This window comes from Halalkalibacter alkaliphilus (assembly GCF_023555415.1).
GTDB classification, from domain to species: Bacteria; Bacillota; Bacilli; order Bacillales; family Bacillaceae_D; genus Halalkalibacter; species Halalkalibacter alkaliphilus.
This window is the reverse complement of the sequence record NZ_JAKRYL010000001.1, coordinates 104,212-130,694: the sequence shown is the minus strand read 5'-3', so window position 1 is coordinate 130,694 and position 26,483 is coordinate 104,212. Positions and strand designations below refer to the sequence as shown.

22 protein-coding genes are annotated in these 26,483 nt (G+C 38.7%); 17 read left to right on the top strand and 5 right to left on the bottom strand.

Translation table 11 applies throughout. The features are described 5' to 3' along the window. Nucleotides 1–111: 111 nt before the first annotated feature. Entirely contained in the window at nucleotides 112–927 is an 816-nt protein-coding gene (locus tag MF646_RS00580) for a formate/nitrite transporter family protein (protein ID WP_250094543.1), read from the bottom strand. 462 nt (nucleotides 928–1,389) lie between these two features. On the opposite strand from MF646_RS00580, the gene MF646_RS00575 reads away from it, so the two are divergent. Continuing rightward, nucleotides 1,390–2,919: a malate:quinone oxidoreductase gene (locus tag MF646_RS00575; RefSeq protein WP_250094542.1), complete on the top strand. Its 1,530-nt coding sequence runs from the start codon at nucleotides 1,390–1,392 to the stop codon at nucleotides 2,917–2,919. Between the two features lie 239 nt (nucleotides 2,920–3,158). On the opposite strand, the gene MF646_RS00570 is transcribed toward MF646_RS00575, so the two are convergent. After that, nucleotides 3,159–4,031, bottom strand: a complete 873-nt coding sequence (locus MF646_RS00570; RefSeq protein WP_250094541.1) for an AraC family transcriptional regulator — start codon at nucleotides 4,029–4,031, stop codon at nucleotides 3,159–3,161. A 158-nt stretch (nucleotides 4,032–4,189) separates the two neighbouring features. On the opposite strand from MF646_RS00570, the gene MF646_RS00565 reads away from it, so the two are divergent. Both MF646_RS00565 and MF646_RS00560 read left to right on the top strand, forming a co-directional pair. Further along, the gene (locus MF646_RS00565) at nucleotides 4,190–5,032 is read left to right on the top strand and encodes a sugar phosphate isomerase/epimerase family protein (protein ID WP_250094540.1); all 843 of its coding nucleotides are present in this window, start codon (nucleotides 4,190–4,192) and stop codon (nucleotides 5,030–5,032) included. A 139-nt stretch (nucleotides 5,033–5,171) separates the two neighbouring features. Beyond that, nucleotides 5,172–5,354, top strand: a complete 183-nt coding sequence (locus MF646_RS00560) for a hypothetical protein (protein ID WP_250094539.1) — start codon at nucleotides 5,172–5,174, stop codon at nucleotides 5,352–5,354. 184 nt (nucleotides 5,355–5,538) lie between these two features. Here the strand turns inward: MF646_RS00560 and MF646_RS00555 are convergent, their stop codons facing one another. Further along, nucleotides 5,539–6,156 (bottom strand): cell wall hydrolase, encoded by a 618-nt coding sequence (locus MF646_RS00555; RefSeq protein ID WP_250094538.1) that lies wholly within the window; start codon nucleotides 6,154–6,156, stop codon nucleotides 5,539–5,541. A gap of 235 nt (nucleotides 6,157–6,391) precedes the next feature. On the opposite strand from MF646_RS00555, the gene MF646_RS23140 reads away from it, so the two are divergent. The 9 genes from MF646_RS23140 (at nucleotide 6,392) to MF646_RS00515 (ending at nucleotide 14,538) form a co-directional block, all read left to right on the top strand. After that, a complete protein-coding gene (locus MF646_RS23140) occupies nucleotides 6,392–6,523 on the top strand; it encodes a hypothetical protein (RefSeq protein ID WP_275980159.1) in 132 nt (43 codons plus the stop codon). Beyond that, nucleotides 6,513–7,301 carry a 6-carboxyhexanoate--CoA ligase gene (gene bioW, locus MF646_RS00550; protein ID WP_250094537.1) on the top strand — a complete coding sequence of 263 codons (789 nt, stop codon included), beginning with the start codon at nucleotides 6,513–6,515 and terminating at the stop codon, nucleotides 7,299–7,301. Before MF646_RS23140 ends, bioW begins: the two co-directional genes overlap by 11 nt. After that, the gene (gene bioA, locus MF646_RS00545; protein ID WP_250094536.1) at nucleotides 7,282–8,649 is read left to right on the top strand and encodes an adenosylmethionine--8-amino-7-oxononanoate transaminase; all 1,368 of its coding nucleotides are present in this window, start codon (nucleotides 7,282–7,284) and stop codon (nucleotides 8,647–8,649) included. Before bioW ends, bioA begins: the two co-directional genes overlap by 20 nt. Beyond that, on the top strand, nucleotides 8,633–9,811 hold the full coding sequence (gene bioF, locus MF646_RS00540) for an 8-amino-7-oxononanoate synthase (RefSeq protein WP_250094535.1): 1,179 nt from the start codon (nucleotides 8,633–8,635) through the stop codon (nucleotides 9,809–9,811). The genes bioA and bioF overlap by 17 nt, the downstream gene beginning before the upstream one ends. Next, entirely contained in the window at nucleotides 9,808–10,497 is a 690-nt protein-coding gene (bioD, locus tag MF646_RS00535; RefSeq protein WP_250094534.1) for a dethiobiotin synthase, read from the top strand. The genes bioF and bioD overlap by 4 nt, the downstream gene beginning before the upstream one ends. Beyond that, entirely contained in the window at nucleotides 10,494–11,504 is a 1,011-nt protein-coding gene (gene bioB, locus MF646_RS00530; RefSeq protein ID WP_250094533.1) for a biotin synthase BioB, read from the top strand. Before bioD ends, bioB begins: the two co-directional genes overlap by 4 nt. A 56-nt stretch (nucleotides 11,505–11,560) precedes the next feature. Further along, nucleotides 11,561–12,754: a cytochrome P450 gene (locus MF646_RS00525; protein WP_250094532.1), complete on the top strand. Its 1,194-nt coding sequence runs from the start codon at nucleotides 11,561–11,563 to the stop codon at nucleotides 12,752–12,754. 266 nt (nucleotides 12,755–13,020) lie between these two features. Then, nucleotides 13,021–13,812 (top strand): sugar phosphate isomerase/epimerase family protein, encoded by a 792-nt coding sequence (locus MF646_RS00520; RefSeq protein WP_250094531.1) that lies wholly within the window; start codon nucleotides 13,021–13,023, stop codon nucleotides 13,810–13,812. Nucleotides 13,813–14,253: 441 nt separating this feature from the next. After that, a complete protein-coding gene (locus MF646_RS00515; protein WP_250094530.1) occupies nucleotides 14,254–14,538 on the top strand; it encodes a hypothetical protein in 285 nt (94 codons plus the stop codon). Between the two features lie 177 nt (nucleotides 14,539–14,715). Here MF646_RS00515 and MF646_RS00510 read toward each other — a convergent pair whose 3' ends face one another. Continuing rightward, nucleotides 14,716–15,333 (bottom strand): RraA family protein, encoded by a 618-nt coding sequence (locus MF646_RS00510; protein ID WP_250094529.1) that lies wholly within the window; start codon nucleotides 15,331–15,333, stop codon nucleotides 14,716–14,718. Between the two features lie 279 nt (nucleotides 15,334–15,612). Between MF646_RS00510 and MF646_RS00505 the strand changes: the two genes are divergently transcribed. The 3 genes from MF646_RS00505 to uvsE all read left to right on the top strand — a co-directional run bounded on the left by MF646_RS00505 (nucleotide 15,613) and on the right by uvsE (nucleotide 20,986). Next, nucleotides 15,613–19,377 carry an AAA domain-containing protein gene (locus tag MF646_RS00505; protein ID WP_250094528.1) on the top strand — a complete coding sequence of 1,255 codons (3,765 nt, stop codon included), beginning with the start codon at nucleotides 15,613–15,615 and terminating at the stop codon, nucleotides 19,375–19,377. A gap of 169 nt (nucleotides 19,378–19,546) precedes the next feature. Beyond that, entirely contained in the window at nucleotides 19,547–19,783 is a 237-nt protein-coding gene (gene tlp, locus MF646_RS00500; protein ID WP_250094527.1) for a small acid-soluble spore protein Tlp, read from the top strand. A 249-nt stretch (nucleotides 19,784–20,032) separates the two neighbouring features. After that, nucleotides 20,033–20,986 carry a UV DNA damage repair endonuclease UvsE gene (gene uvsE, locus MF646_RS00495; RefSeq protein WP_250094526.1) on the top strand — a complete coding sequence of 318 codons (954 nt, stop codon included), beginning with the start codon at nucleotides 20,033–20,035 and terminating at the stop codon, nucleotides 20,984–20,986. A 344-nt stretch (nucleotides 20,987–21,330) separates the two neighbouring features. Here the strand turns inward: uvsE and MF646_RS00490 are convergent, their stop codons facing one another. After that, the gene (locus tag MF646_RS00490) at nucleotides 21,331–21,900 is read right to left on the bottom strand and encodes a TetR/AcrR family transcriptional regulator (protein WP_250094525.1); all 570 of its coding nucleotides are present in this window, start codon (nucleotides 21,898–21,900) and stop codon (nucleotides 21,331–21,333) included. A 157-nt stretch (nucleotides 21,901–22,057) separates the two neighbouring features. On the opposite strand from MF646_RS00490, the gene MF646_RS00485 reads away from it, so the two are divergent. Next, nucleotides 22,058–24,121, top strand: a complete 2,064-nt coding sequence (locus MF646_RS00485; RefSeq protein ID WP_250094524.1) for an efflux RND transporter permease subunit — start codon at nucleotides 22,058–22,060, stop codon at nucleotides 24,119–24,121. Further along, nucleotides 24,118–25,902 (top strand): YhgE/Pip domain-containing protein, encoded by a 1,785-nt coding sequence (locus tag MF646_RS00480; RefSeq protein ID WP_250094523.1) that lies wholly within the window; start codon nucleotides 24,118–24,120, stop codon nucleotides 25,900–25,902. The genes MF646_RS00485 and MF646_RS00480 overlap by 4 nt, the downstream gene beginning before the upstream one ends. The last annotated feature ends 581 nt before the right edge of the window (nucleotides 25,903–26,483 follow it).

Sequence of the window (26,483 nt, the reverse complement as noted above, 5' to 3'; positions counted from 1 at the left end):
TTTATGTGACTAGGTGACTTTCTCGTACTTATGGCGGAACGGAGAAGATGTACTCGATGGAAAGGCTAATGCAATTGAAAAATCAGGAAAACATAAAAGTAACTGTTCTATTTACACATTTGAACGAAACACCTTAACCTCTGCTTGTGACTTCACTTGTTTCGGTTGATTGAGATAGTGATAAAACACACCCATGAACAAGCTTCCTCCGATAAAGTTCCCGATGGTAACGGGAATTAAGTTATGAATCGCTCCACCATAGCTAATCGTTTCAGGGTGCTCTAATACAAGCGCAATGGCAAATGCACCCATATTAGCAATGCTATGCTCATAACCTGAAATAAAGAAACAGAATACAAGCAGCATCATCGTAAAGATTTTCGCTCCCTCTGATTTCATATTCATCGGAAGGAAGAAGGCTAAGCAGACAAGCCAGTTACATAAAATTCCTCGAAAGAAAAGCTCTAACCAAGGAGCGTTCATCTTTTGCCCGACGACACTAAATAAGAAACTGTTTACAGATGGATCGTTAAAAAGTCCTGTTAGAAAGATGATGTGTGCAAAGAAGATCGCACCTAGAAAGTTACCAACATAACTCATGCTTAATAATTTCAATGCATTAGACCACATCATTTTCTTCTGCAAGCATGTATACGTATAGTAAAACGCGTTGCCGGTAAATAAATCACCGCCACCAAAGGCAATGAGAATAATCGCCGCTCCGAATGTAATTGCAGCAACTGGATATGTGAATGGAGATCCTTCTACATAAAAAAGATTTCCTGTTTTAAATGCAACAATGACACCAAATCCTATAAAGAGACTAGCTAAAATCGCTCGAAATATGTAACGGAAACGACTTTCGCTAAAAGCCTTCTCTTTCTTTAGGGCTAGTTGTTCGACTTGTTGTAATGCATGATGTTCCATGATAACTTCACCTTTTCTTTTGCCCCTTTATGACAGGGGTTTAACTTTGTTGTCTAAACAACTTTACTACTATAACAAAAGATGAGGAATGGAACTAGAGGGAAAATCAAGGTAGGCGTTTTCATTTAAAAAAATTTTTTTGAGTGTATTTTTTTATTGTATATTCAATAAAATGTCAGTTTATTGGTAATAGCAAACCGATGGTTTAGCCCTAGTATAGAGCAGGTTTGAGCCTTTGTTTTTAAGGGAGTGGTGCACATGCTTGTCATTTCTTACTAGCTTTTAAAAAGCCTAGAAGTAATATATAATAGGAAGTAAATATTTTAATCTAAGAAAAATTCTGATAAACTGTAATTAGGTTTAATTCATCAGAAAAGATATAGGCGCCCTCGCTTACTGAGGTTGTCTAAGTAGGAGCGCCTATATCTTTTCTGCAAATTCTAGGAGAAAAGGTTGGTAGACATGAGCAACAGAGAAACGAAAACCGACGTCATTTTAATTGGCGCTGGAATCATGAGTGCGACTTTAGGAACACTCTTGAAAGAATTAGTACCAGAATGGGAAATTAAAGTGTTTGAGAAGCTCACCAACGCAGGAGAAGAAAGCTCTAATGAATGGAATAATGCAGGAACAGGACATGCGGCACTGTGCGAGCTTAACTACACCGCTGAAAAAGCAGACGGATCAATTGATATTAGTAAAGCTATAAAAATTAATGAAGATTTTCAGGTGTCAATGCAGTTTTGGTCTTATCTTGTAAAAAGCAAGCTTTTACGGAATCCACAGGATTTTATTATGCCATTGCCTCATATGAGTTTGGTCCAAGGCGAAGAAAATGTATCTTTCTTAAAAAAACGTTTTGAAGCGCTTTCAGAAAATCCCTTGTTTAAAGGTATGGAATTTTCCGAAGATCCAGAGAAACTGATGGAGTGGATTCCGCTAATTATGCAAGACCGTTCTACTAAGGAATCGATTGCAGCAACAAAAGTTGACTCGGGAACGGATGTTAACTTTGGTGCATTAACACGAATGTTAGTCGATCACTTAAAGACTAAAAATGTCAAATTAAACTACAAACATAGTGTTACTGATATTACACGTACTAGTGATGGATTGTGGGAATTAAAAGTCCGAAATCTCGACAGCGGTATGGTCGAAAGCCATACGGCAAAATTCGTCTTTATCGGAGGCGGAGGAGGAAGTCTTCATTTACTGCAAAAATCTGGTATTCCTGAAGGGAAAAATATCGGTGGATTCCCGGTAAGCGGAATATTCCTTTCCTGTAATAATCCAGATGTTGTAGCGAAGCATCATGCAAAAGTATACGGCAAAGCTAAGGTTGGTGCGCCGCCAATGTCTGTTCCACATCTTGACACGAGATATATTGATAGTAAAAAATCGTTGCTATTTGGACCGTTTGCCGGATTCTCACCAAAGTTTCTAAAATATGGTTCAGTGTTTGATCTGTTAACATCAGTAAAACCGGATAATCTCGTAACGATGTTGGCAGCAGGCGCCAAAAACATGTCATTGACAAAATATCTAATTCAGCAAGTCATGTTGTCAAAGGAAAAGCGTATGGATGAGTTACGTGAGTTTATCCCAAACGCAAAAAGTGAGGATTGGGATTTAATTGTAGCGGGCCAACGTGTGCAAGTAATTAAAGATACAGAAGCTGGTGGCAAAGGAACGCTTCAATTTGGTACAGAAGTAATTACTGCCGCAGATGGCTCAATCTCAGCATTACTGGGTGCTTCTCCGGGTGCATCTACAGCCGTTTCTGTTATGCTGGAGGTCATTGAAAAATGCTTCCCGGAACAGGTAAAAGAGTGGGAACCAAAAATTAAAGAAATGATTCCTTCTTATGGTGTGTCACTAATGGAAAACCCAGAACTTATTGAAGAAATCCATACTTCAACGTCGAAAACACTTGGCTTTGAGGATAACAAACAAAATTCGAAAAGTAAAAACGATATGTTACAGCAAGCATAAATTGCCATTTGGGTAATTTATGCTTTTTTCTTTTATTATTTATTTTGTATTGGTAACCAAATATACGTTTTGTGCTAATATCGATTTGTTTTCTTCTATTACCCAATACGTGGGTGTGTTATATTTTATTTGTAATAAACATTTATTACTCGTTTGGGTAACCGCTTACTCTAGCATGCTTATTTACGACGATATATGAAAAAAACTGTTTAATAGTAAGGATTAATCCATCAAAAGGATTAAAAACCTGATTTTCGGAATTCACTCGGTGAATAGCCAATGATTTTCCGGAAGAGCCGTGAGAAATAATTTGGATCGTAAATTCCTACCGCAGCAGATACATCACTTATAGTCAATGTATGGTCCTTCAAATATTCAACTGCACGTACCATACGTAAGCGGTTTAGATATTCTACTGGGGGAAGTCCGGTCGCCGACTTAAAGATTGACCGAAAGTAACCGAGACTGATGTTATGTTCACGGGCGTAATTGGAAAAATCGATCTGTTCGGCAAGATTGTCCTCGATAAACTTTTGGGCTTTAGCAATGATATCGTTACGAGGACTTTCTTTGTTAGGCACAATGGCAAACTGGCGTAATCTTGCTCTTGAAATGATAATCAGTATCAAATTTAAATAGTCCTGCTTGACTTGCTCAAAAGCAAAGTCTTGTTCCTTTTGTTCGTAAAGAATAATTTCCATCATCTTTTGAACCCGTTCAGCCTCAGGTACCGACAAATGAATGATGTTCTGACGGTTTAAATCAGCAGGTGAAATTGGATTGTTGCTTTCAGGTTCAGTCAGATCCTTTATCAATCCGCCGAATTGTTCTACCCACCAATCAGCAATTTCTTCAGGGTAAAACTGACAGTTGTACATCGAAACTGGGGTTTCAATGGTATATGTATGCTCCTGGTGTGGAGGGATGAGAAACACATCGCCCGGAATCAATGGCATAGAAATATTCTTGTATTGATGGAGGCAGGAACCTTTTGTAATCAAAACAAATTCCTGAAAATTATGACGATGAAGTGGAACAGATTCCACTGTATGGAACTCTTCCAAGGCAATGGCACTCTTATCAGTACCCTTAAAAGGAAAATATGGAATCATACGTGACCGCTCCTTATGCTACTCGTTAATATAATAATTATAAATTATTTCAAGAAGGAAAATAAGGTGAAAATGGGTCTACAGGAAGGCTATGAACTTTTCTTGTGTTGAGTTCCAAATCGAAATATAATCTATGAAACTAAAAAGGAGAAAGTCTAATGAAAATTGCATTTAATCAAGCTACCACCCTTAAATCATCTACCCTTTATGATGACTTACGTTTTTGTGAGGCGAACGGGTACGATTTTATCGAAATCAGAATTGATAAGTTAAAGGAATATTTAATCGACCATACAGTTGAAGAATTGAAACAGTTCTTTCGGCATTCTCATATCAAGCCTCTATCGTTTAATGCTATTGAATTCTTTACCTTCCAACCTGATACAACGTTTAATCTAATGAAAGAAGACGTTCGTATAGTGGAATCAGTAGGAAAAGAAATTGGTTGCGACTTGGTCGTAGTGGTTCCAACGTTTGATATTGGTGACGTCACTTGGAGTAAGATTAAAGAAGAGACTAAAACACGTCTCCATGAGTTTCTAACGTTAACGGAAGCATCAAATTTCAGATTTGCCCTAGAGTTTGTTGGTTATCCGCATTGTTCGATTAATACGCTTGATGGTGCCTATGAAATCGTAAAAGAGGTAAGTAACAATAGAGTTGGGCTCGTTGTTGATTGTTTCCATCTGTATGCGATGAATTCCAACCTTGCATTATTAAACGAAATATCAAAAGAACAAATTTTCTTATTCCATATTGATGATGCGGAAGACATTCCTGCAGGTGTCATTCGTGACCACCAAAGGGTATGGCCAGGGGACGGTGTCATTGATTTAGAGCGTATTATTAAGTTGGTTCAAGCTACTGGATTTGACGGTCCTGCATCGATTGAGTTATTTAGACCTGAGTATTGGGAACTTGAGCCTGAAGAATGCATTAAACAAGGGAAAGCTAAGACGGAATTTGTTTTAAAAACATTACAAATTAAAGTGAAGAATTGAATTTAGTGGAATGTAAATAATTACCCAAAAAGTTAAGAGCTTATCAAGAGCTAGTTGTACAATGCAAACTAATATCCAGAAAGCTATGACGTATAATTGACTCCTTTATTCGCATAATAGAAAAGAAGGAGTGATACATATGGCGAAGCGAAATGGCAAAACAAATGCTGATCAAAAAAATAAACAAGGATTTGACTCAAGTAAAACCGATTCTGAGTTCTCTAAAGAACCGGGTAGTGCAGCAGCCAATAGAGCGCACAAAGAAAAAGCTAAAAAAATGAAATCATCTAAAAATCAAGGAGAATGGAACGGGATGAATTAATTCTTTTTTAGCGTCTAATGGGAAGGCAATCTCTCCCCCCAATAGGCCACTGAAAAAGGTGGTTTCCCCTTTTTCAGTGGCCTCAATATTATCGGGGGTGTCTCAATGGTTTTTGACCTTGGGACCCACCCAAATCCTTTTCAAAACACCTTTTCTTTAATGATAACCCCTGAAATCCCCAAAATTAATGTTTAAACTCATGCTGTCCAATCACAACGGTTGTTTCTCTTGTATCTAGCCAACGATTTGTAGCAATGGCAGGATTGTAGAAGAATAATGAATCTTCGGTTATATTTCTCATGTCTGATAATGCTGCATCAACGGCCTCGATAGACTCCTCATCAGCTGGTTGATCGACCTGACCATTCATTACAGGTTCAAATTGTCCAGGCTCATAAATAACTTCTTTTATCGTATCAGGAAATTGTGGACTTTCTAGTCTGTTCAAGACCACATCCGCTACTGCCACTTTTCCTTCGAAAGGTTCTGTCTGCGCTTCAGCTCTTACAATTCTAGCAAGTAGATCTAGTTCTTTTTCTGAGAGAGTTTCAACGTGATCCTTGCTTGTTTCGCTACTTGATTTGGGATTGTGTTTCTCATTATGTAAATGAATGTGCTGACCTACATATATTAGGTCAATATTTGTAATTTGTGGGTTTGCTTTTGATAATTCTTCTAATGTTATTCCATTCTTCTTTGCAATTTTCATCATGGTGTCGCCTTTTTGCACGGTGTAAGCAAAAGTAGTCTCAGCAACAAATAGAGCTGCTAGTAGAGTTAGTAGAAAAAACAGTTTCCTCATAAAGATTTTGTCCCCCTAGTACATATTGTTTTTTGAAAGCTCGTCTAACACTCTTATCCCTATGAGAGAATCAGAAAGAATAGTATTACAGTATGTTTACATAGAGATTACAATGGCGCTAAGATTTTCGATTGATATGTTAACCAAAAAAAATAAATTGTTGACATTTAGTGTGTGTAAATGTAAACTTTTCTAAAAATATGGTTAACATTACCATGGGAGGGATGTAGAATCTATGAATGGTGATCGACCACTACAAATAAGAGTTCAAGCCTTTTCAGGAATGAGAGCAACCCTCTTCCTTATTCGATTAGTAATTCCTCTAGGTTATGCATTTAATTCAAAGGCTGATTCGTATGGGGAATAAGATCTTTAATATAAGAATGAGAGCGGCAAAGGGAGGACCTCATGAAAAAGGTGGAAAGCATATTTCCGGTGGAGAGATTCTAGCAAACTATGAAGACATTCAAAAAGCAGTGAATGATCTGGTAGAAAAGGCACTAACGCATTCAAGAGGAAATCCAGACTTTATGCAAATTCAATTTGAAGAAGTTCAAATGCCTGTTCAATTTTTAGCACCCTTATCGATCACAGCCAATCACGTTTTAAGTGTAAGGGAGGGGCAGCAATTGGCCATGCAGCTGCTAAGAAAATGCGGCGTACCCAGCCCATCCATTGAAAAAGCATACGAACTCATCGCCCAGCCAAAAAATGTTGGGATGAGAGGAGCAATGCTTTTACACGTTCAGTCGGGTGAACGTGTTGACAATAGAGGAGAAAAAGGTGTGCGTGTTTCTCGGATGGATTGGGATGCGGCCAACTTTGAAAAATGGGCGATAAGACAGGAGATGCCAAGGAGTGCAAGGGTAAAGGAAGCTATTACACTAGCAACCAAAGTCGCAAGTCACCCAGAAATCGTTGCTGAATTATGTTGGTCAGATGATCCTGATTACATTACAGGGTATGTGGCAAGTGAAAAAATAGGATACCAGCGAATTTCTAAGCTAAAAGAATTTGGCGATGAAAGAGGCTTTCGAATTTTTTTTGTGAAAGATGCTCTGAACCTAGATAGCTATATACATTATCTTGAAAAAGAGCCCACACTACTTTATTGGGAGGAAGATGATGAGAAACGAATTAATTGAAAAAAGTAAAAAGCACCTATGGTTACCTTTCACACAAATGAAGGATTATGATCTAGATCCTCTCATCATAGAAAGTGGAAATGGCATCAAGGTGAAAGACATTCATGGTAAGGAATATTATGATGGGTTTTCATCTGTGTGGCTAAATGTCCACGGTCACCGTAAAAAAGAATTGGATCAAGCGATAAAAGATCAGTTAGAAAAAATTGCTCACTCAACACTATTAGGAATGACAAATGTACCAGCGACAGAACTTGCTGAGAGATTAGTTGACTTAACACCTGATGATCTCACTCGCGTTTTTTATTCGGATAGTGGTGCCGAAGCAATGGAGATCGCACTGAAAATGGCCTTTCAATATTGGAAAAACATAGGAAAGCCCGAAAAGCAAAAGTTTGTTTCGATGCAAGAAGGCTATCATGGCGATACGATAGGGGCGGTAAGTGTTGGGGCGATTGAATTATTTCATCATGTCTACGGTCCCTTAATGTTTGAGAGTTTTAAAGCGCCCATTCCGAATGTATATCGATCAGAAAGCGGAGATCCAGACCAATGTAGAAATGAATGCTTGCAAAAACTTGAAGAACTTCTAAAGAAACATCACGAGGAAATTGCTGCTCTTTCAATTGAATCTATGGTACAAGGCGCAGCCGGAATGATTGTCATGCCAAGTGGTTTTCTACAAGGAGTACGCGCTCTATGCACCAAGTATGATGTGTTAATGATTGTAGACGAAGTGGCAACTGGCTTTGGTCGTACAGGAAAAATGTTCGCTTGTGAGCATGATGGTGTTCAACCTGATTTAATGGCTGCCGGAAAAGGCATAACTGGTGGGTATCTACCTATTGCCGTCACATTTACAACAGAAAAAATATATGAAGCATTTTACGATGACTATGAAAATTTAAAAACGTTTTTTCATGGTCACTCCTATACTGGAAACCAATTAGGGTGTGCTGTTGCTTTAGAGAATTTACGCCTCTTTGAATCAGAACGCATTGTTGAAAACGTTCAAAGGAAATCAGAACACTTGAAGGAAATCCTATCAGACCTATATTCATTGCCTCATGTTGGGGATATTAGACAGTTAGGATTCATGTGCGGCATTGAGCTTGTACAAGACAAATTAAAGAAAATACCTTACCTACTTGAGCAAAGGATTGGTTATAAAGTTTCGTTAAAGATGAGAGAGCTCGGGATGCTCACAAGACCTCTTGGAAATGTCATTGTATTTATGCCTCCACTTGCCAGTACTAAGAGTGAGCTAGAATCAATGGTGAGCATTATGAAGGAGGCGATCGAAAGCGTTTGCGAAGAGGAGGGGGCTGCTTTTGAGCGTAGCGTTTGATTCTTGGCTATCAGAAAGAATCACCACAATAAAAGAGCGTGACTTGTACCGTGAGTTAAGAGTTATGAATAGTGGTCCTAAGCCAATGGTTGACATGAACGGGCGAAAAAAGTTGATTTTTTCTTCCAACAACTATTTAGGTCTAGCAAGTGATCAGCGACTAATTGATGCGGCAAGGTCAACGGTTAAAGAATTTGGGATTGGTAGCAGTGGATCAAGATTAACAACTGGTAACAGTTGCTGGCATGAAAAATTGGAAGAAAGAATTGCTAGCTTCAAGCAAACAGAGGCATCGTTGCTTTTTTCTAATGGGTATCTTGCAAATATAGGTGTTTTGTCATCCTTACCTACAAGTGGAGATATCATCTTGAGCGATGAGTTAAATCACGCTAGTATCATCGATGGGTGTCGTCTTTCAAAAGCTAGAACACTTTTATACAAGCATGTTGATTTACAAGATCTCGAAAACAAACTAAAAGAATCAAAGCCATTTACTAGACGGTTTATCGTTACAGATGGTGTATTCAGTATGGATGGAACGATTGCGCCATTAGATCAAATCATAGCTCTAGCAAAAGTGTACGATGCTTACGTGATTGTCGATGATGCACACGGTACAGGAATTTTGGGTAAAAAAGGAAGAGGGATAAGTGAGTATTTTGGAGTTAAACCAGATGTGATGATAGGGACCTTGAGTAAAGCTGTTGGAACAGAGGGAGGGTTTGTCGCTGGATCTTCTCTATTAAAAGAGTTTTTAATCAACCAAGCACGAACATTCATTTTCCAAACCGCAATCCCGCCTAGTGTGTGTGCTGCTTCTTTTGAGGCGATTAACATTATTGAAGAAGAGTCTAGAAGAAGAGAGGCATTAATGGAAAAAGTGATGTTGATTCGAAATAGACTGCTAGCATTAGGGTTTCACGTGAAAGGAAATAAGACACCGATTATTCCTGTCATTCTTGGAGAAGCAAAAAAAGCTGTATCGGTTGCCAATAAGTTACAAGAACACGATATCTTTGCCCCAGCCATCCGCCCTCCAACGGTAAAGGAGGGAGAATCTCGTATCCGTTTAACGGTAACCGCAGAGCATTCCAATGACGATATCGATCGATTAATCAAGGCTTTCGAAATGATACGTAACGAACCAGAGGTGATGAAGTGAAGGGAATTTTTATAACAGGGACGGATACAGATGTCGGGAAAACCGTTATTTCGAGTGGGATCGCCGGAGTGCTAAGGGATCAAGGTATAAATGTTGGTGTGTTCAAACCTATGTTAAGTGGAATCAAGAGAGACGATCCAGAAAGTGATACATTTTGGCTGAAAAAAATGGCAAAGACTTCACTCACCCTTGAGGAAATTACTCCATTTCAATTCAAACAGCCATTGGCCCCGGCGGTTGCACAAGAGCTAGAAGGAACGAACATCACGCTGGAAGATATTTTAAAGCATTGGAAAACCATTCGAGAAAAACATGATTATTTCATTGTTGAAGGAGCTGGCGGGATTTCCGTTCCATTAGGAAAGGATTTTTTAGTCAGTGATGTAATTAAAGCACTTAACTTCCCGGTACTAATTGTCGCCCGACCGAATCTCGGGACGATTAATCATACGTTTTTGACGGTGGAATACGCCAAAAAATTAGGCTTAACGATTGCCGGAATCATTATAAATGGAATGAGTGAACAGAAAGACCTAGCCGAGGAAACGAGTCCTAAAAAAATAGAAGAAATGTGTTCAGTCCCCATTTTAGGAATTATTCCAAAAATACCATGTATAACTGATGTGACCGCAAAGCAGTTAATTAAAGATCATATAAATGTAGATCAACTGGAGGGGTGGATATGATGCAATGGTTGGAACTATCAAACAAAGTATTAGAAGGGCAGGAGTTAACGAATGACGAGGCTATGTCCATATTAGAATGTCCGGATGAAGAAGTGTTGCTGCTAATGCATGCTGCTTATCAAATTCGCAAGCATTATTACGGGAATAAAGTGAAGTTGAATATGATCATGAATGCAAAGTCTGGTCTGTGTCCTGAGAACTGTGGATATTGCTCTCAATCTTCTATTTCGAATGCCCCAATTGATTCGTATCGATTTGTAAATAAGGAAACAATTCTTACCGGTGCTAAAAAAGCGTTTGAGCAAAATGTAGGTACGTATTGCATCGTTGCAAGCGGCAGAGGGCCTTCTAATAAAGAAGTTGATCAAGTAGTAGAAGCAGTAAAAGAAATAAAGGATAGCTATGGATTAAAGGTATGTGCCTGTCTAGGGATCTTAAAGCCAGAGCAGGCGGTTCGTTTAAAAGAAGCTGGTGTGGACCGGTATAATCACAACTTAAATACATCAGAAAGTCATCATGATCAAATTACAACGTCACATACGTATGGTGACCGTGTCAATACGGTTGAAATTGCAAAGGAGTCCGGGCTTTCTCCTTGCTCTGGGGTCATCGTTGGGATGAAGGAATCTAAACAAGATGTCGTTGATATCGCAAATAGCTTAAAGGCACTTGATGCTGATTCGATTCCTGTAAATTTTTTACATGCTATTGACGGCACTCCGTTAGAGGGAGTAAATGAATTACACCCCCTCTACTGTTTAAAAGTCCTTGCTCTGTTCCGTTTTATAAATCCAACTAAAGAAATTAGGATTTCTGGAGGGAGAGAAGTGAACCTTCGTTCGTTACAGCCACTAGGCCTGTATGCTGCTAATTCAATCTTTGTAGGCGATTACTTAACAACAGCAGGACAGGAAGAATCCGAGGATCATAAAATGCTTAAAGATTTAGGCTTTGAAGTAGAAAGTGTTGAAGAAATGAGAGCGAGTTTAACGACAGAAAAATTATAAAAAAGTAGAAGAAGAGATGCACATCTAAACGCATCTCTTCTTTAGGAGGTGCACTAATGAAGAATCAACAAACAAAGATCAGAACGTCGGACTTTGTCCAAGATCCGTATTCGTTTTATGATAATATTCGCTCCACTAACCCTATCTATAAGGGTAATTTCTTCCGTTACCCTGGTTGGTATGTAACGGGATATGAAGAAGCGAACCTTATTTTAAAGGATATTCGTTTTCAAAATCGCATTCCACTTCCAGAAACAACGAAAAAATACGAAGTCTTAAAAAATGTGCAAAAGCAGATGATGCTTTATAAAAACCAACCAGATCATAATCGGTTACGTAAGATTGTGAGCGAGCGTTTTACTCCTAGAGCTTTGGAGCAATTAATTCCTATTATAAAAGAAACAGCGAATGGTCTCTTTTGCCATGTAGCAAATCAAAAAAGGATGAATGTCATATCTGACTTTGCTTTTCCGTTGGCAAGCCTTGTCATTGCTAACATGTTAGGCGTACCGAAACAGGAAAAGGATCAATTCCGCCAATGGGCGTTAACCTTAATCCAAACCATTGATCATACTCGTTCGAAGGAATCTCTAGCTAAAGGGAATGACACTACTTTAGAAATGATTCAATATTTTCAACAATTGATACAAAAGCGAAAGCAAGATCCACAAGATGATTTAATAAGTTTACTCTTATCAGATAATCAAAATGGAGAGCCATTAACAGATGCTGAAATCATCTCAACTTGTATCCTGCTTGTCATTGCAGGTCATGAAACAACGGTTAATTTAATTGCAAATTCCGTATATTGTTTCCTAACACACCCTACTCAATATGATAAATTACAAGCTAACCCCTTGCTACTAGATTCAGCAATCCAGGAGATTTTGCGCTATGAGAGCCCAACTCAAATGACAGCTCGAATCGCTGCAGAAGATTTGACGATCAATCAAACTGAAATAAAAAAAGGAGATCATGTCTATCTATTAATTGGTGCAGCCAATCGAGATCCTAAAAAATTCATCAATGCCAACAGCCTAGATATTACAAGAAGTCCAAATCCCCACCTTTCATTTGGTTCCGGTATTCATTTTTGTCTCGGTGCCACCCTCGCTAAGATAGAAGCACAAGCCGCCATTCAGACAATATTAGAACATACACAGAAGATTAAATTTGAAACAACTGAGATTGAATGGAGAAATCTTGTTGGATTTAGGGCTTTAAAGGAACTACCGATTATTTTTGAATGAAAGCGTATCGTGGGGATCTGGGAGCAAATTGGCAGCTTTTTGATGAACATCAAAGGGGGAAATCAGTTAAGCATGGTACTAGAGAGGAACATTTTGCATTAGATTTGTAGGAGGTATCTAGCGGCTGCGTTTGAAAACAAAACAATCATATAGTTAACTTTTTTTGTGAAGTGCCTGTGTATGTCGAACCTGTCGAAATCAGTTCTATCCCGGTTAAAAGTATATAAGCTTTATTAATAGCCTATTGAGGGAGAAGGATTGATGAAATGAGGTTTGCTAAATATAGAGACCAAATGATTGAAGTTCAAGCGTATACACCGGGGATCCAGTTGTATTCAGTAAGGGAGGAATTTCGTCATGATCCCTTTAGGACGTTGAAAGCGTTAGTTGAGATGGGATATCAGACAGTTGAGTTTGCTGGCTATAATGAAATTCCGGCTTTTACGATGAGTGGGTATTTGCAGAAGCTTGGACTAAGGGCTCCGGCCTCACATGTACCACTTGAGAGACTGGAAGAAGATCTTGAGGGTGAGATCACGTATGCCAAACGAGTAGGGATTCAATATATCGTAATTCCTATGATTGAAAGAAATGTGTTTTATGATGCAAAACTGTATAGGGAAGTTGTGCACACTGTAAAATGGATCGGGGAACAGGTGAAAAAACACAGGTTGCAATTGGTGTATCACAATCATGAGCATGAGTTTGAACGTCTGCCAGGAGGACATTTGATTATCGACCGCTTCCTGCATGATGTGGGGGTTGATTTGATCCAGCTAGAGCTTGATTTGTTTTGGGTGCGTTATGCGGGTTTTGATCCAGTGGCCACATTGCAGAAATACAGAGGCAATGTTCCACTTATTCATGTGAAGGATATGGATGAAGCAGGGCAAACCACAGAAGTAGGGAAAGGAGTCATTAATTATCGTCCGGTGTTTCCAATTCTAGCTGACGTAGGGGTGAAATACTATTTTGTTGAGCAAGAGCATTTTGAGCGAACGCCTCTTGAAAGTGTGGAGATGAGTCTGGATTATTTACGTTCTGTTGGATTGGTTTAATGAGGGAGAGAGTGGGGACGAGGAATATGTCTTATAAAGAATGAACTGAACCCTGAATGAGGCCGGTTATAAAAATCCCAATTCAGGGTGAGTACGATAGTGAGCGTCTCTTTTTTTAGTTTTACTTAAATACTTTCTTTGCTTTAGGGTTTGTTGCTAGAAATCAATTCTAGTTGTTTGGGGACTCAATGGAAGTATAAGCGGTTACTCACCAGAAATATATCTTGTCGATTCGATCATTTCTTAACTTGAAATATGATTGACAAGTTTTATTAATGCTCATTATTAATAATCATTGAAATTTTAATATTGAAAAAGATTAATAATAGTAATACAATAAATATGTTTTTATCCAACATTGGATAGTTATAATAAAAATAGCAAACAATTTATTATAACTTATTTTTAAACTTCGAATTCAAAATTGGAGGGAAAATTAGGATGATCGTACAGGATTTATTAGGAAGTAGAGTGTTAACAAAAATCGAGAATGCATTAGTAATTTATGAAAAAGTACTGATAAGGGATGTACTTATGAGTGGGCATTTTTGCATTGAAGGAAATAAGAAGGTAGAAGAATATATAAAGGTTATTACTGAAAATGATAATGAATCTATTCAGGTGGTTGCTTCCTATAAAGTAGGAGTAGAGTATGCGAGTATAAATGAGATCATCACTAATTTAGAAACTAATAAAGCTTGGAATTTAGAAAAGGTTGCGCTATAAAAGTGAAAGAAAAGAAATTCTTTTAAACTCTTCATTTTGGATGATGACACGAAGTTTAAATAAAAAATGAACCTAGCATAATGAACTAAAAAAGACTCAGGTGCTACTGAATGTTTAATAATTAGATGTAAGGAAAAGGGGTGTCTCAATGGTTTTTTTGAGACAACCCCTTCCTTGTTATTTTGAAAGCATATCATCAATATATTTGTGTATAGCTTCACTATTACCAGAAATCGTTTGTTCTCTATTTTCATCTCTTTTTAATTTCTCCAAAGATTTTTTTAAGATCTCTTCTTCAATATGTTGAGGAACAACTACAACTCCATCTGAATCTCCTACAATAATATCACCTGGATTAACAGTGGTTCCACCTAAAGAAATAGGAATATTCATGTCTCCAAAGCCTCCTTTTCCACCAGCTGCTAATGTTGTTCCTTGACAAAAGACGGGGAAATTTAATGCTTTACTTCCTTTTATATCACGAATTACCCCATTTGTGACAACTCCTATGATTCCTAGTGTTTGTGCCATGCCTAAAACAAAATCTCCGGCAATAGCACGAGTGGTGTCACCATTAATGTCAATAACTAAAACATCGCCAGGCTTAGCCTCTTTCATCGCTTTTAGTACGAGTAGATTATCACCTACAGGTACTTTCACTGTAAAAGCTCTTCCAACCATTTTATAGTCTTCTTTAAGCGGTTTTATCGAAACATCCATGTTCGTCAGTCCTTGTAAAGCATCCGATATACAAGTAGCTGGTATTTCTTCAAATTGCTTAATAATTTTAGTCATAGTAAAACCCCCTATAATAATACGTCTTCACTTTAATTATAGAGATGAAATATTATTTTTAAAATTAAAATAATTTATGCCAACGATAATTATTCACTATGAAAGAAAACAGCTCCATTTCCTTTTCAGCCCCATCCTTCCCTATTTTCGACAATTTCTTGGTCTTTCCCCTCTCACTTTGTTAAAATTAGGGAATTACGATTGGTCGAAAAGTAGTGAATATTATATATGTTTGTTTACATATAGTTTATGACAGATGACACGGGAAAGGGGTTAAATATGAAAGAGAAATTGGTCCATATGCGGGATAAGTTAAATGATATTAGTAAGAGAAATCGTTCAATTCGTTTGCTCAAATTATATAATAAATGGAGTTTGGACTTACATGAGTTAGACCGTAGAATTGAAGCTGGTATATCGGAACGTGTCGTATCGAAAGTTGTTAGTAACTCTAAAAGTGACATTCCGCTTTTTTCTGTAAACATCAATGATGATGACTCGTTGTCGCTCTCTCGAAAAGTGACTGATTTATTTCGAAATATGAAAGCAATCGAGGATGAAACAGGGGTCTATGATTTTTACTTAGGCTACCCATTTATTCAAGGGACGATGGTTGATGGCACCTTTTTTCAAGCTCCTTTGTTTTTATATCCGATTCGACTTGAAAAGGATCGAGAGAATCAACAAAAGTGGGTGTTGAAGTATTCTGATGATGAACCGCAAATTAATCGCACGTTGTTTCTAGCATTAAAAAAGGTCAATGGCATGGCCTTTTCAGAAGATTGGTTAGATGGATTAGGTGAAATAGCGACAACTCATGATTTCACAGAATGGAAGGCAGTACTCAAAGATGTGTTTCCAGACATTCAAATTCAAGACGGAGAAATCATGCGTTTACGAGAATACAAGCGAGACGAGATTCCTAATCAGTCGAATGTAATACTTTTAAAGCATGCGGTGATTGGCAATTTTCCTCAAGGTGGCTCTGCGATCGTCAAAGATTATGACCAAATGATTCAATTAAATGAAGAAGACGATTTAGCGTTGGCGCAGGAGCTTATTGATCCGACTGATGATATAGTCGATCTCTCGTCTATGGATTCTCAAGAAAGGGAAAAGGACCGACTTGGCAGTTCGTTCGTTAAGGAGGAAGATAAGCTTTTTTTAATGCAGACAGATGGGTCACAAGAAGAAATATTAGAAGAAGCGCGATATCAAAAAGGTTTAGTCGTACACGGCCCACCTGGAACAGGAAAATCTCAAGTGATTGTTAACCTTATTACCGATGCTCTTCATCAAAAAAAGAAGGTGCTTGTTGTCTGTCAAAAGCGTGCGGCTCTAGATGTGATTTATCAACGTTTAGAAAGTTTAACTCTTGCTCAGCATACTGCACTTATTCACGATGAAAAACATGATCGCAAGGCACTTTATGGTCAGATTGAACAGCTTTTGAATCAGCCGGAATTGTTATTTGACCAGGCTGCGAAAGAGTTAGAGGAATTGTCTGATAGAATTGCTGCTCAAGAAGTTTTGCTAAATTCAATCTCAAAGGCGTTATTTGAATATCATGAATTTGGTTACCGGTTGTACGACCTGTACGGGCAGGCAAAACCAATGGAAGATATGGCTCAATTGTTAGATGTTAGTGATAATCTCCCGAAGCTAAGCAAAACGACTTTAGAAGTCACTCTTGCTGCTGTGTATTCGTACGGCGAATGGTATGAACGCTTTGGCAAAGAGGATTATCCCCTAAAGATGAGAAAGTCATTTGCCTCAATGGAAATGAAGGATAAGTTAACCGTCATTGAAACATTGCAAAATGTATTAACGAAGGCCGAGTCATCTGTAGCGTATTTGAACGCACTAAATCATGAAAAAATTACACCAGCATATACGTGGCTTGTAAATGATAAACTTGGGAAAGTGTATGGAGATTTAAACCCTGAAAAGAAGCGGACACTTCAAGGACTTCGACTATGGTGGTGGACATCGTTTACAGGGAAACAAATCATTGAGGAACTATTAAATGGTCAAAAATTTAAAGGAGTCTCTTCAACAGAATGGCTTACGATTCGCGAAGGCTTAAAGATCATGTACGAGCTTTCGAATGAAACACAAGCGATGGCAAAACAGATTGAAAAGCTCAAAGTATATATTAATGATGATGTCGTCGAGCGGATGAAACAGCGAGTGTCAGAAGGCGATATTCCGATAGAAGAACTCGATAAGATGTTAGAATACATCCATCAAGACTTTGAAGACTTACGACAAATGGATTCGTATTTGGAAAATAGTACAGACTTAGTAAAAAGCGTTGTTGAAAAATTGAAGGAGAAAGAATGGACTGAAGTGTCATCACTTTCGGAAGTTTGGGTGGAACTTGTCCGGAACTCGACGTTTATTCATTGGATCGATCAAGTGGAAAGAAATCATCCCGATGTTAAGAAAATATCAACGAACGAGTTTGCGCGAATTCGCGAGTTGTTTGCGAAGGGTATTGATGAGAAAAGGGAAGTTGCTAAGAAATTTTTACGCCATGAGCTTAGTGAAGCAACGTTGCAAGTAAAAGCGGAGAAAGGAAGACGTATCAAAGAACTGAACCATCAAGTAACGAAGAAAAGAAGAATCTGGCCACTCCGTAAAGTTATTGAAGAATTTGCACATGACGGACTGTTGGAAATCCTGCCGGTATGGCTAACGTCTCCGGAAACCGTATCATCGATCTTTCCACTTGAGGAAGGGTTATTTGATCTCGTCATTTTTGATGAAGCGTCTCAATGTACAGTCGAGAGCAGCATCGCAGCGATTTATCGAGCAAAACAAGTCATTGTTGCGGGCGATGAGAAACAACTTCCCCCATTCAATATGTTTCAAAGTTCCGTTTCGGGTGACGAAGATGAAGAGGAGTACGACATCGATGATTCACAAAGTTTATTAAACCTTGCCAAACGCCGCTTTCCTGAGAAGATTCTCCAATGGCATTACCGTTCTAAGTACGAGGATTTAATTAACTTTTCAAACCATGCTTTTTATCAAGGGCAAGTGCAGATTGCACCAAATGTGGAACCGTTACGAGAACCTCCAGCTTTACAATGGAAGAAAGTCGATGGACTTTGGGTGAACCAGTCCAATGAAATCGAAGCACAAGCAGTTGTCGAAGAAATCAAACAGCTGCTGGTCAAAGCTCCGAATAAAACCATTGGTGTCATCACATTCAATGCCAAACAACAAGATAAAATATTAGATATGATCGATAAAAGAGTTCAAGAGGACCCAGAGTTTCAGGCACTCTATAATCAGGTGATGAGCAAGGATTTGGATGAACGTATTTTCGTGAAAAATATCGAAAACGTCCAAGGAGATGAGCGTGATGTAATTCTCTTTTCCATTGGCTATGCGAAAAATGAAGAAGGAAGAATCTATAATCGTTTCGGTATGTTAAATCAACAAGGCGGGGAGAATCGACTGAATGTTGCCGTCACACGGGCAAAGGAAGGGATTATTGTTATATCTAGCATAGAACCTGAGGAATTAAATGTAGCGAGTACAGCACATATCGGCCCAAGAATATTAAAATCATACTTGCAATACGTAAGAGCTGTCTCCCAAATGGACCATGAACAAGTGAAAGTTGTTGTAAACGATGTTAGGGACAGCTCTAATACGCGAATACAACAGACTGACGTAAGCTTTGATTCACCGTTTGAAGAACAAGTGTACAAACAACTTCTTCATTTAGGATACAAGGTTGACACCCAAGTCGGAATGTCCGGTTATCGCATTGACTTAGCGATTATTCATCCAAACGATCCTCAGCGTTATATTCTCGGCGTCGAGTGCGACGGCGCGATGTACCATAGCTCGAAAAATGCAAAAGAACGAGATGTGTATCGCCAGCGTTTCCTAGAAAACAGAGGATGGACCATTGAACGCATTTGGAGCCGGAATTGGTGGAGAAATGCATCAATGGAGATAGAGCGAATTGACCAAAAGGTGAAACAATTAATGAAGGAGGAAGAGGTGAGAGAGAGGGTTAAAGTATAGTTGATGAAAAAGGCAGGGGGTGCCTGTCTTTTTTATGTAATATAATTCCTAAATGTTCTGACGGGAGAACTTTAAATATACATGTTTATTTTCTGAATTATCATTTTCCGTCTTTGTCATACTATAAGATGGTGCTAGGAAAAGCGCCTATCTTACGTGAAAAAGGGGTATGAACATGGCAAAACCAGATAACCGAAAGAATAATGTGGAGCGCTTGCAACAAATGAAGGATAATACACAACACAATATTGAGGCGGCTGAAGAGACGCTGCAGTCGGATTTACAAGAAGAGCAACGAAAAGCAATTAAAGAGAAAAACCGTAGACGTGCGGAAAGCATTAAAGCGTTTGATGCTGAAATAGCTGACGAAATGGAAGCAAGAAAAAGCGGGTATAAGAACCAATAAAGGGTAAACCAAATTTGTAGATATACTAAAAGAAGCAGGAAACCGAAGGCATTGAGAAAGGGTAACAACCTTTTTCAATGCTTTTTTATATAAGAGGTACGAAAAAAGTGATATTTACCTTTTTTCGGGGCCTCTTGGAGAACCGCCCCTTTTTAGTAAGGTACAATTGCCTCAATGGTGATTCAACCCGTATGAAGTTCCCGTAACTCACACACACTACATTCATCTATCATAGGTTGGAGTGGTACGATGATACTCAGGTTCGGATACGTCTCAACATCGCTATCTTTATGGGAAGCATCTCCTTCTAGGACGTTAACGTTTACGAATTGGAAGAAACAAGATCAAGATAGTAGAAAGGAAAAGTTATACCATATTACAGAGCAAAATTTAAAAAATACAATTCGCATTCTTCATTATAATATTGCACATGGCATTGATGTTTATCGAATGTCTTCTTCGCTCGTACCGCTTGCTACACATCCAGAGGTTAAATGGGATTATGTGACACCTTTTCGGGAGTTGTTTATAGAGATTGGGGCATTGGTTCAAAAATATCATTTGCGTGTGAGCTTTCACCCGAATCAATACACATTGTTTACGAGTCCACAGGATCATGTAACGGAAAATGCCATTACTGATATGACCTATCACTATGAAATGTTTGAAGCAATGGGATTACATAAGGATGCAAACATAAATATCCATGTTGGTGGCGCGTATGGGAACAAGGAAGAGGCGATAGCTAGATTTAACAAAAACTTTGTGAAACTTGATAAAGCTATTCGTAGGCAGACGACGCTTGAGAACGACGATAAAACCTACACAGCAGAAGAAACGCTGCAAGTTTGTGAACAGCACGGTCTTGCCTTTGTTTTTGATTATCATCATCATTGGGCCAATCCTGGAGATGAAACCGTAGAGGATTTACTACCTAGAATTTTTGACACATGGGAAGGGACTGGAAAGCCTCCTAAATTTCACTTATCCTCTCCAAAGTCAGAAAAATTAATACGAGCCCATGCCGATTATGTTGATATGGAGTTTGCCATGGACTTTATCAAAGCATTAAAGGGATACGGAAGATCAGCAGATATTATGATAGAGGCGAAAGCGAAAGATAAAGCGGCTTTAAGGCTTGTCGAAGAGTTAGGAAAAGTGCGGGGGTTTAAGAGAATTAATGGTGGGGAGATAGAGATGTAAGAGGTCGAAGAGGGACAGAAAGAATTATTCAATAGTTGGATGGGCGGGTTCCATGTTATTGTTCATGTGTCATTTCTGTACCTGGTTACCAAATGAAGGACAAAACTAAGGCAGGAATTCAAGGGGAATGTCCTTCATAAAGCTGATGAAGGACAAACAAGGCAGATGCCCAGGAGGAACGTCCTTCATGAAGTCAATTATTGTGGGTATGAATTTATTAAGTTATGAACTTTCAATAAAGGTATAAAAAATATGAAAAATCGTTCAATCGATAATGATTGAACGATTTCTTATTTTAAGAATCATTGCACCGGTACAACAATGCGAGGTCGCTTAGTAGAGTTTTAATGTTGCAATGAGGATAGTCCCTTATTGGCAAGAGAGATCAGGATTTCAGCTATCTCTTTTGGCGACTCTTTTAACCCGTTTTTTAGCCAATGTTGGACAAGGTGAATACTACCGTTTACGATATACAAACTTAAATATTCAGCGTTATAGGGGAGGTTTTTTCTGTCTGCCATCAAGGATTTTAATGAATGCCTATGGGCTAGCGACATGACTTTTTTTTGGAACGTTGGATTGCCATGTTCACTGAATAACGTTTGGCAGCTTTCTCGATTTTTTACTAGGTATTCTAACAGTTTTTCTGTCATTTGAATGGCTTCTTCATTTTTCGTGTAGTTGTATGCGGACAAGGTTTCATTCATGTCCTCGATAATGCCGTCCTCGATTTGGTGAAGAAGGTCATATAAATCTTTGTAATGAGAATAGAAAGTCGAACGATTAATGTCGGCTAATTCACATACTTCTTTAATGGTAATGCTTGTTATCGGTTTTTCTTTCATTAGCTTTATCAAACTTTCTTTCAATACCATTTGTGTATATTTGATACGTCTGTCTATTTTGGAATTCATGTCTTTTCACCCTTCATTTTTGACAATTTTGTTGTAAATCCATCACATTGCTTTCGGGTGTTGGATATGTAACATAAGATAACGAACTGTTTGTTGATTATCCTACACTGTGTCATTATACTTAGTCATTAGTTACGTTTCAAGGAGTTGTTCTGTCATGCTAGACATTGCTGCAAAAATAATGAAATACAAAAAGTCAATTGTGATCGTATTTATGCTAGTAACGGTATTAAGTGCAATCGCACAGCTATTTGTTTCAGTTAACTACAATATGAGTGAATATATGCCTGAGGATACTCCATCGACAAAAGCCATTGAAGTGATGGAAAAGGAATTTGATACCCCTCTTTCAAACGCGCAAGTCATGATTCGGAATGTATCTGTCCAAAAGGCGCTTTTGTATAAGGAAATGCTCGAGGAGGTTGAGGGTGTTTCTGATGTTGTCTGGCTTGATCAGGTGCTGGATGTAAAAACTCCTTTAGAGATGGCAGAAAAGGAATTAGTTGAGTCTTACTATAAGGACAATCATGCTCTCTTTTCGTTGACGATACGAGAAGGGGATGAAGTAGAGATTACAGAGGCTATTTATGAACTGATCGGTGAGGAAAATGCATTGGCAGGAGAAGCAGCCGATACAGCAGTTGCTCAGAGTATGGCAGCGAATGAAGCCATGTATGCAGCTTTGTTGTTAGTTCCGCTTATTGTTATTATTCTTGTGATTTCAACAACCTCATGGGTTGAGCCACTATTTTTCCTTACAGCTATTGGAGTATCTGTACTCATGAATTTAGGGACGAATATTTTTATTGGTGAAATCTCTTTTGTGACACAGTCTGTCAGTCCTATTTTACAATTAGCGGTTTCTTTAGATTATGCTGTTTTTCTGCTTCATAGTTTTGCACATTATCGGAAAGTGACGACAAGTCCTGAAGAGGCGATGCAACTTGCGATAAAAAAATCATTCCCGGCGATAGCAGCTAGTGCTGCTACCACTTTCTTTGGTTTTTTGGCACTCACGTTTATGCAGTTTGAAATTGGAGCTGATTTAGGAGTTAACCTTGTTAAAGGGATTGTTTTAAGTTTTATTAGTGTGATGATATTTTTACCAGCATTAACGGTGTTGTTTTATAAATGGATTGATAAAACACAGCATAAGCCATTCGTGCCAAGCTCCTTTTCCATTGGCAAAGGAGTGATGAAGGTAAGAGTTGTCAGCTTGCTCGTTGTGTTGATTCTGATTGTTCCTAGTTTTTTAGCCCAACAAGAGACAGAGTTTATTTATGGGAGCGGTGAAAACCCAGAAACAACCCGTCTTGGTAGTGACATTATAGCCATTGATGAGGTATTCGGTAAGACCACACCGATTGTTCTTCTTGTTCCAAAAGGGGATGTTGCTAGAGAAGTAAGGATGGAACAAGATTTAGAAGAAGTTCAGCACGTCACAAATGTGATTTCCTATAATCAAGCAGTTAGTCCAGCGATCCCGTCGGAGTATTTGGATTCATCGATTACGGACCAGTTTCATTCGGAAAATTACAGTCAAATCATCCTTTATACCGAGACAGATAACGAAGGTGATGTTGCCTTTCAAGTTGTGGAGTTGGTCCGAGAAATTGCAGCATCTTATTACGGTGATGAAGCGCTGGCTCTTGGAGAGAGCGTGGCCTTGTATGATATGAAAACGACGATTACAAGAGATAATGTAGTGGTGAACATTTTAACGATTGTTGCCATTGGAATCGTCTTGATTTTTACATTTAAATCGATTTCTCTCCCAGTCATCTTACTACTGACGATCCAAGCAGCAGTATGGATCAATCTTTCTGTGCCATATTTTACAGATACACCTTTAGTCTTTGTTGGCTATTTGGTCGTAAGTACCGTTCAGCTTGCGGCGACGGTCGATTATGCGATCCTATTCACTGAAAATTACCTTGAGAATCGGCAAAAAATGCCTGCCAAGCAGTCAATTGTTAAAACGTTAAATGAGAAGACATTCTCTATTTCGATATCGGCAGCCATTTTATCGTGTGTCGGCTTTATTTTGTGGATTACGTCTAGCAATCCGATTGTTGCATCAATAGGATTGCTACTTGGCAGAGGGGCGTTACTTGCCTTTATTATGGTACTCTTTTTCTTACCAGCAGTGCTCTTTGTGTTCGATAAAGTGATTGGGAAAACAACGGTAAAAGCAAAATTTTTAAGGGAGGACAAACAATGAAAAAGAAAATAACATTCGTGTTTTTGACAATGCTCCTCGTCTTTCCTTATCAAATTGGGAATGCCAATATAAATGGGGAACTAGCTTCTAAGGATGAGGTTGTGTATGGAAGCTTGCATGCGGATGGAACACTGAATGAATTATATGTTGTCAATATGTTGGAAGTTGAGCAACAAGGAAGCATTATCGATTATGGGGAATACACGGAAATTCGTAATTTAACAGATCTTTCCGTCATCGAACAAGACGGGGATGAGGTCCAGCTTGAAGCCGCACCAGGTTGGTTCTACTATCAAGGAAATATGACGGGGCGTGAATTGCCATGGAATATCGATATTTCCTACATGCTCGATGGGGAAGAAGTTCTTGCAGATGAGTTAGCAGGAAACGAGGGCCGTTTACTGCTAACAATCAAAACATCAGAAAATAAACGAGTAGACCCTTCGTTTTTTGAAAACTATACGATTCAAATCTCTCTCATTCTTAATACAGAGATTATTGGCAATATCCAAGCACCAGATGCAACGATGGCGAATGTAGGGAAGAAGAGACAATTAACGTATACGGTTATGCCTGATAGTGAGGGGGATATTAGTTTTCTTGCTGATGTTGTCGATTTTGAAATGGAAGGGATCGACATTTCAGCTATTCCGCTATCAATGGCGCTTGATCATCTAGAAACAGACGAAATGACGAGCGAAATGCGAACGTTAAGTGATGCCATTCAAGAAATCAATAACGGTGTGTCTGATTTAAACACAGGTGTGTCGGAATTAAACGATGGTGTTCAAAGCTTGAACTCTGGTTCCAGACAATATGGGGCAGGGATGATCGAAATAAAGGATGCTTCCTCTGAAATCATCAATGCTTCCCGGACAATTGCTGAATCACTCGGGACGCTATACCGGGGACTAAGTGGCACATCAGGTGAGATGAATTTGAGTGATTTAGCACAATTGCCAGAAGGGTTATCGATTATGGCAAATGGTCTTAAAGAGGTAGGGGACGGATTAACCCAATTAAAGGAACACTACGAGATGGCATTTTCCGCATTAAATGAAGCGGTAAACGGTATTCCAGCTACTGCTGTATCCGAAGAAGACATTCAGCAATTATATGCAAGCGACGCCAATCCTGACACAATTGAAAAATTAGTGGATGTGTATGTTGCTGCTCAAACAGCAAAAGGAACGTATGACAATGTGAAAGAAGCGTTTGCTGCTGTTGGCACAACGTTGGAAGGAACTAGCGACGCGGTCTCTGACATAAGCAATCAGTTACGCACGATGGCAAAAGAGCTTTCCGTTGCTTTTGAAAGGATGGAAGGATTGGATGCATTAGGTGAGTTAGAAGAAGGAATCGGTTTGCTTGCCAAAAATTATGGCGAGTTTCACGCAGGCCTCGTTTCTTATACAGATGGTGTTGCGCAGCTGGCAAACTCTTACAGCGAGATTGATTCAGGGTTCGGGGAAGTGGCAAAAGGGACATCGGAGCTGAGTGACGGTGTCGGAGAGCTTCATAATGGTACAGAAGAATTAGCTGACGCTACAAATGATTTACCAGAACAGATGCAAGAAGAGATTGATGCAATGAGGGACCAATTCGATAAGTCAGATTTTGAGCCCGTTTCGTTTGTATCACCGAAAAATACAAACATTGCATCTGTGCAATTTATTCTCAAAACAGAACCGATTGAAGTAGAAGAAGAGGAAGAACCGACTTTCGTTGAGGAAGAAGGGGAAGTAGGTTTTTGGGAGAGACTTAGGAAGTTGTTTCTATAATAAATGCAGCACCTGAAAGAATGTTGTTCGGGTGCTGTTTTTGTGCACCTGGTATACCGGCATGGGTTCAGTTCAGAACCATGTCCCGCGTAAATGCGTGCATGAAGACCATTTTGTTAATCGATATAAGAGTTAAATACGTCATAGGAGTTATGAAGACCATTTTGTTAATTGATTTAAGAGTTAAAGTCGGTCATAGGGGCTATGAAGACCATTTTGTTAATCGATATAAGAGTTAAATACGTCATAGGAGTTATGAAGACCATTTTGTTAATCGATTTAAGAGTTAAAGTCTGTCATAGGGGCTATGAAGACCATTTTGTGAATAAATTTAATAGTTTGAGTGCGTGATCAGGGTTATGAAGGGCTTGTTTGTGAATCTAATTAAGAGTTAAATACGTCATCGCAGTGGAGTAGGACCTGAGGGAAGAGTATTACAAGTTTTATTACAGATAATGGATGAGGCATACATATCTTATTGGAATCTCCGTGATGTTGTCTACAACTCTCTTTAAAATATAGGTTATTTACTGGTTTTTTCACGCGATTCGAGGATGAAAATATCTGTTATAATTGTATTA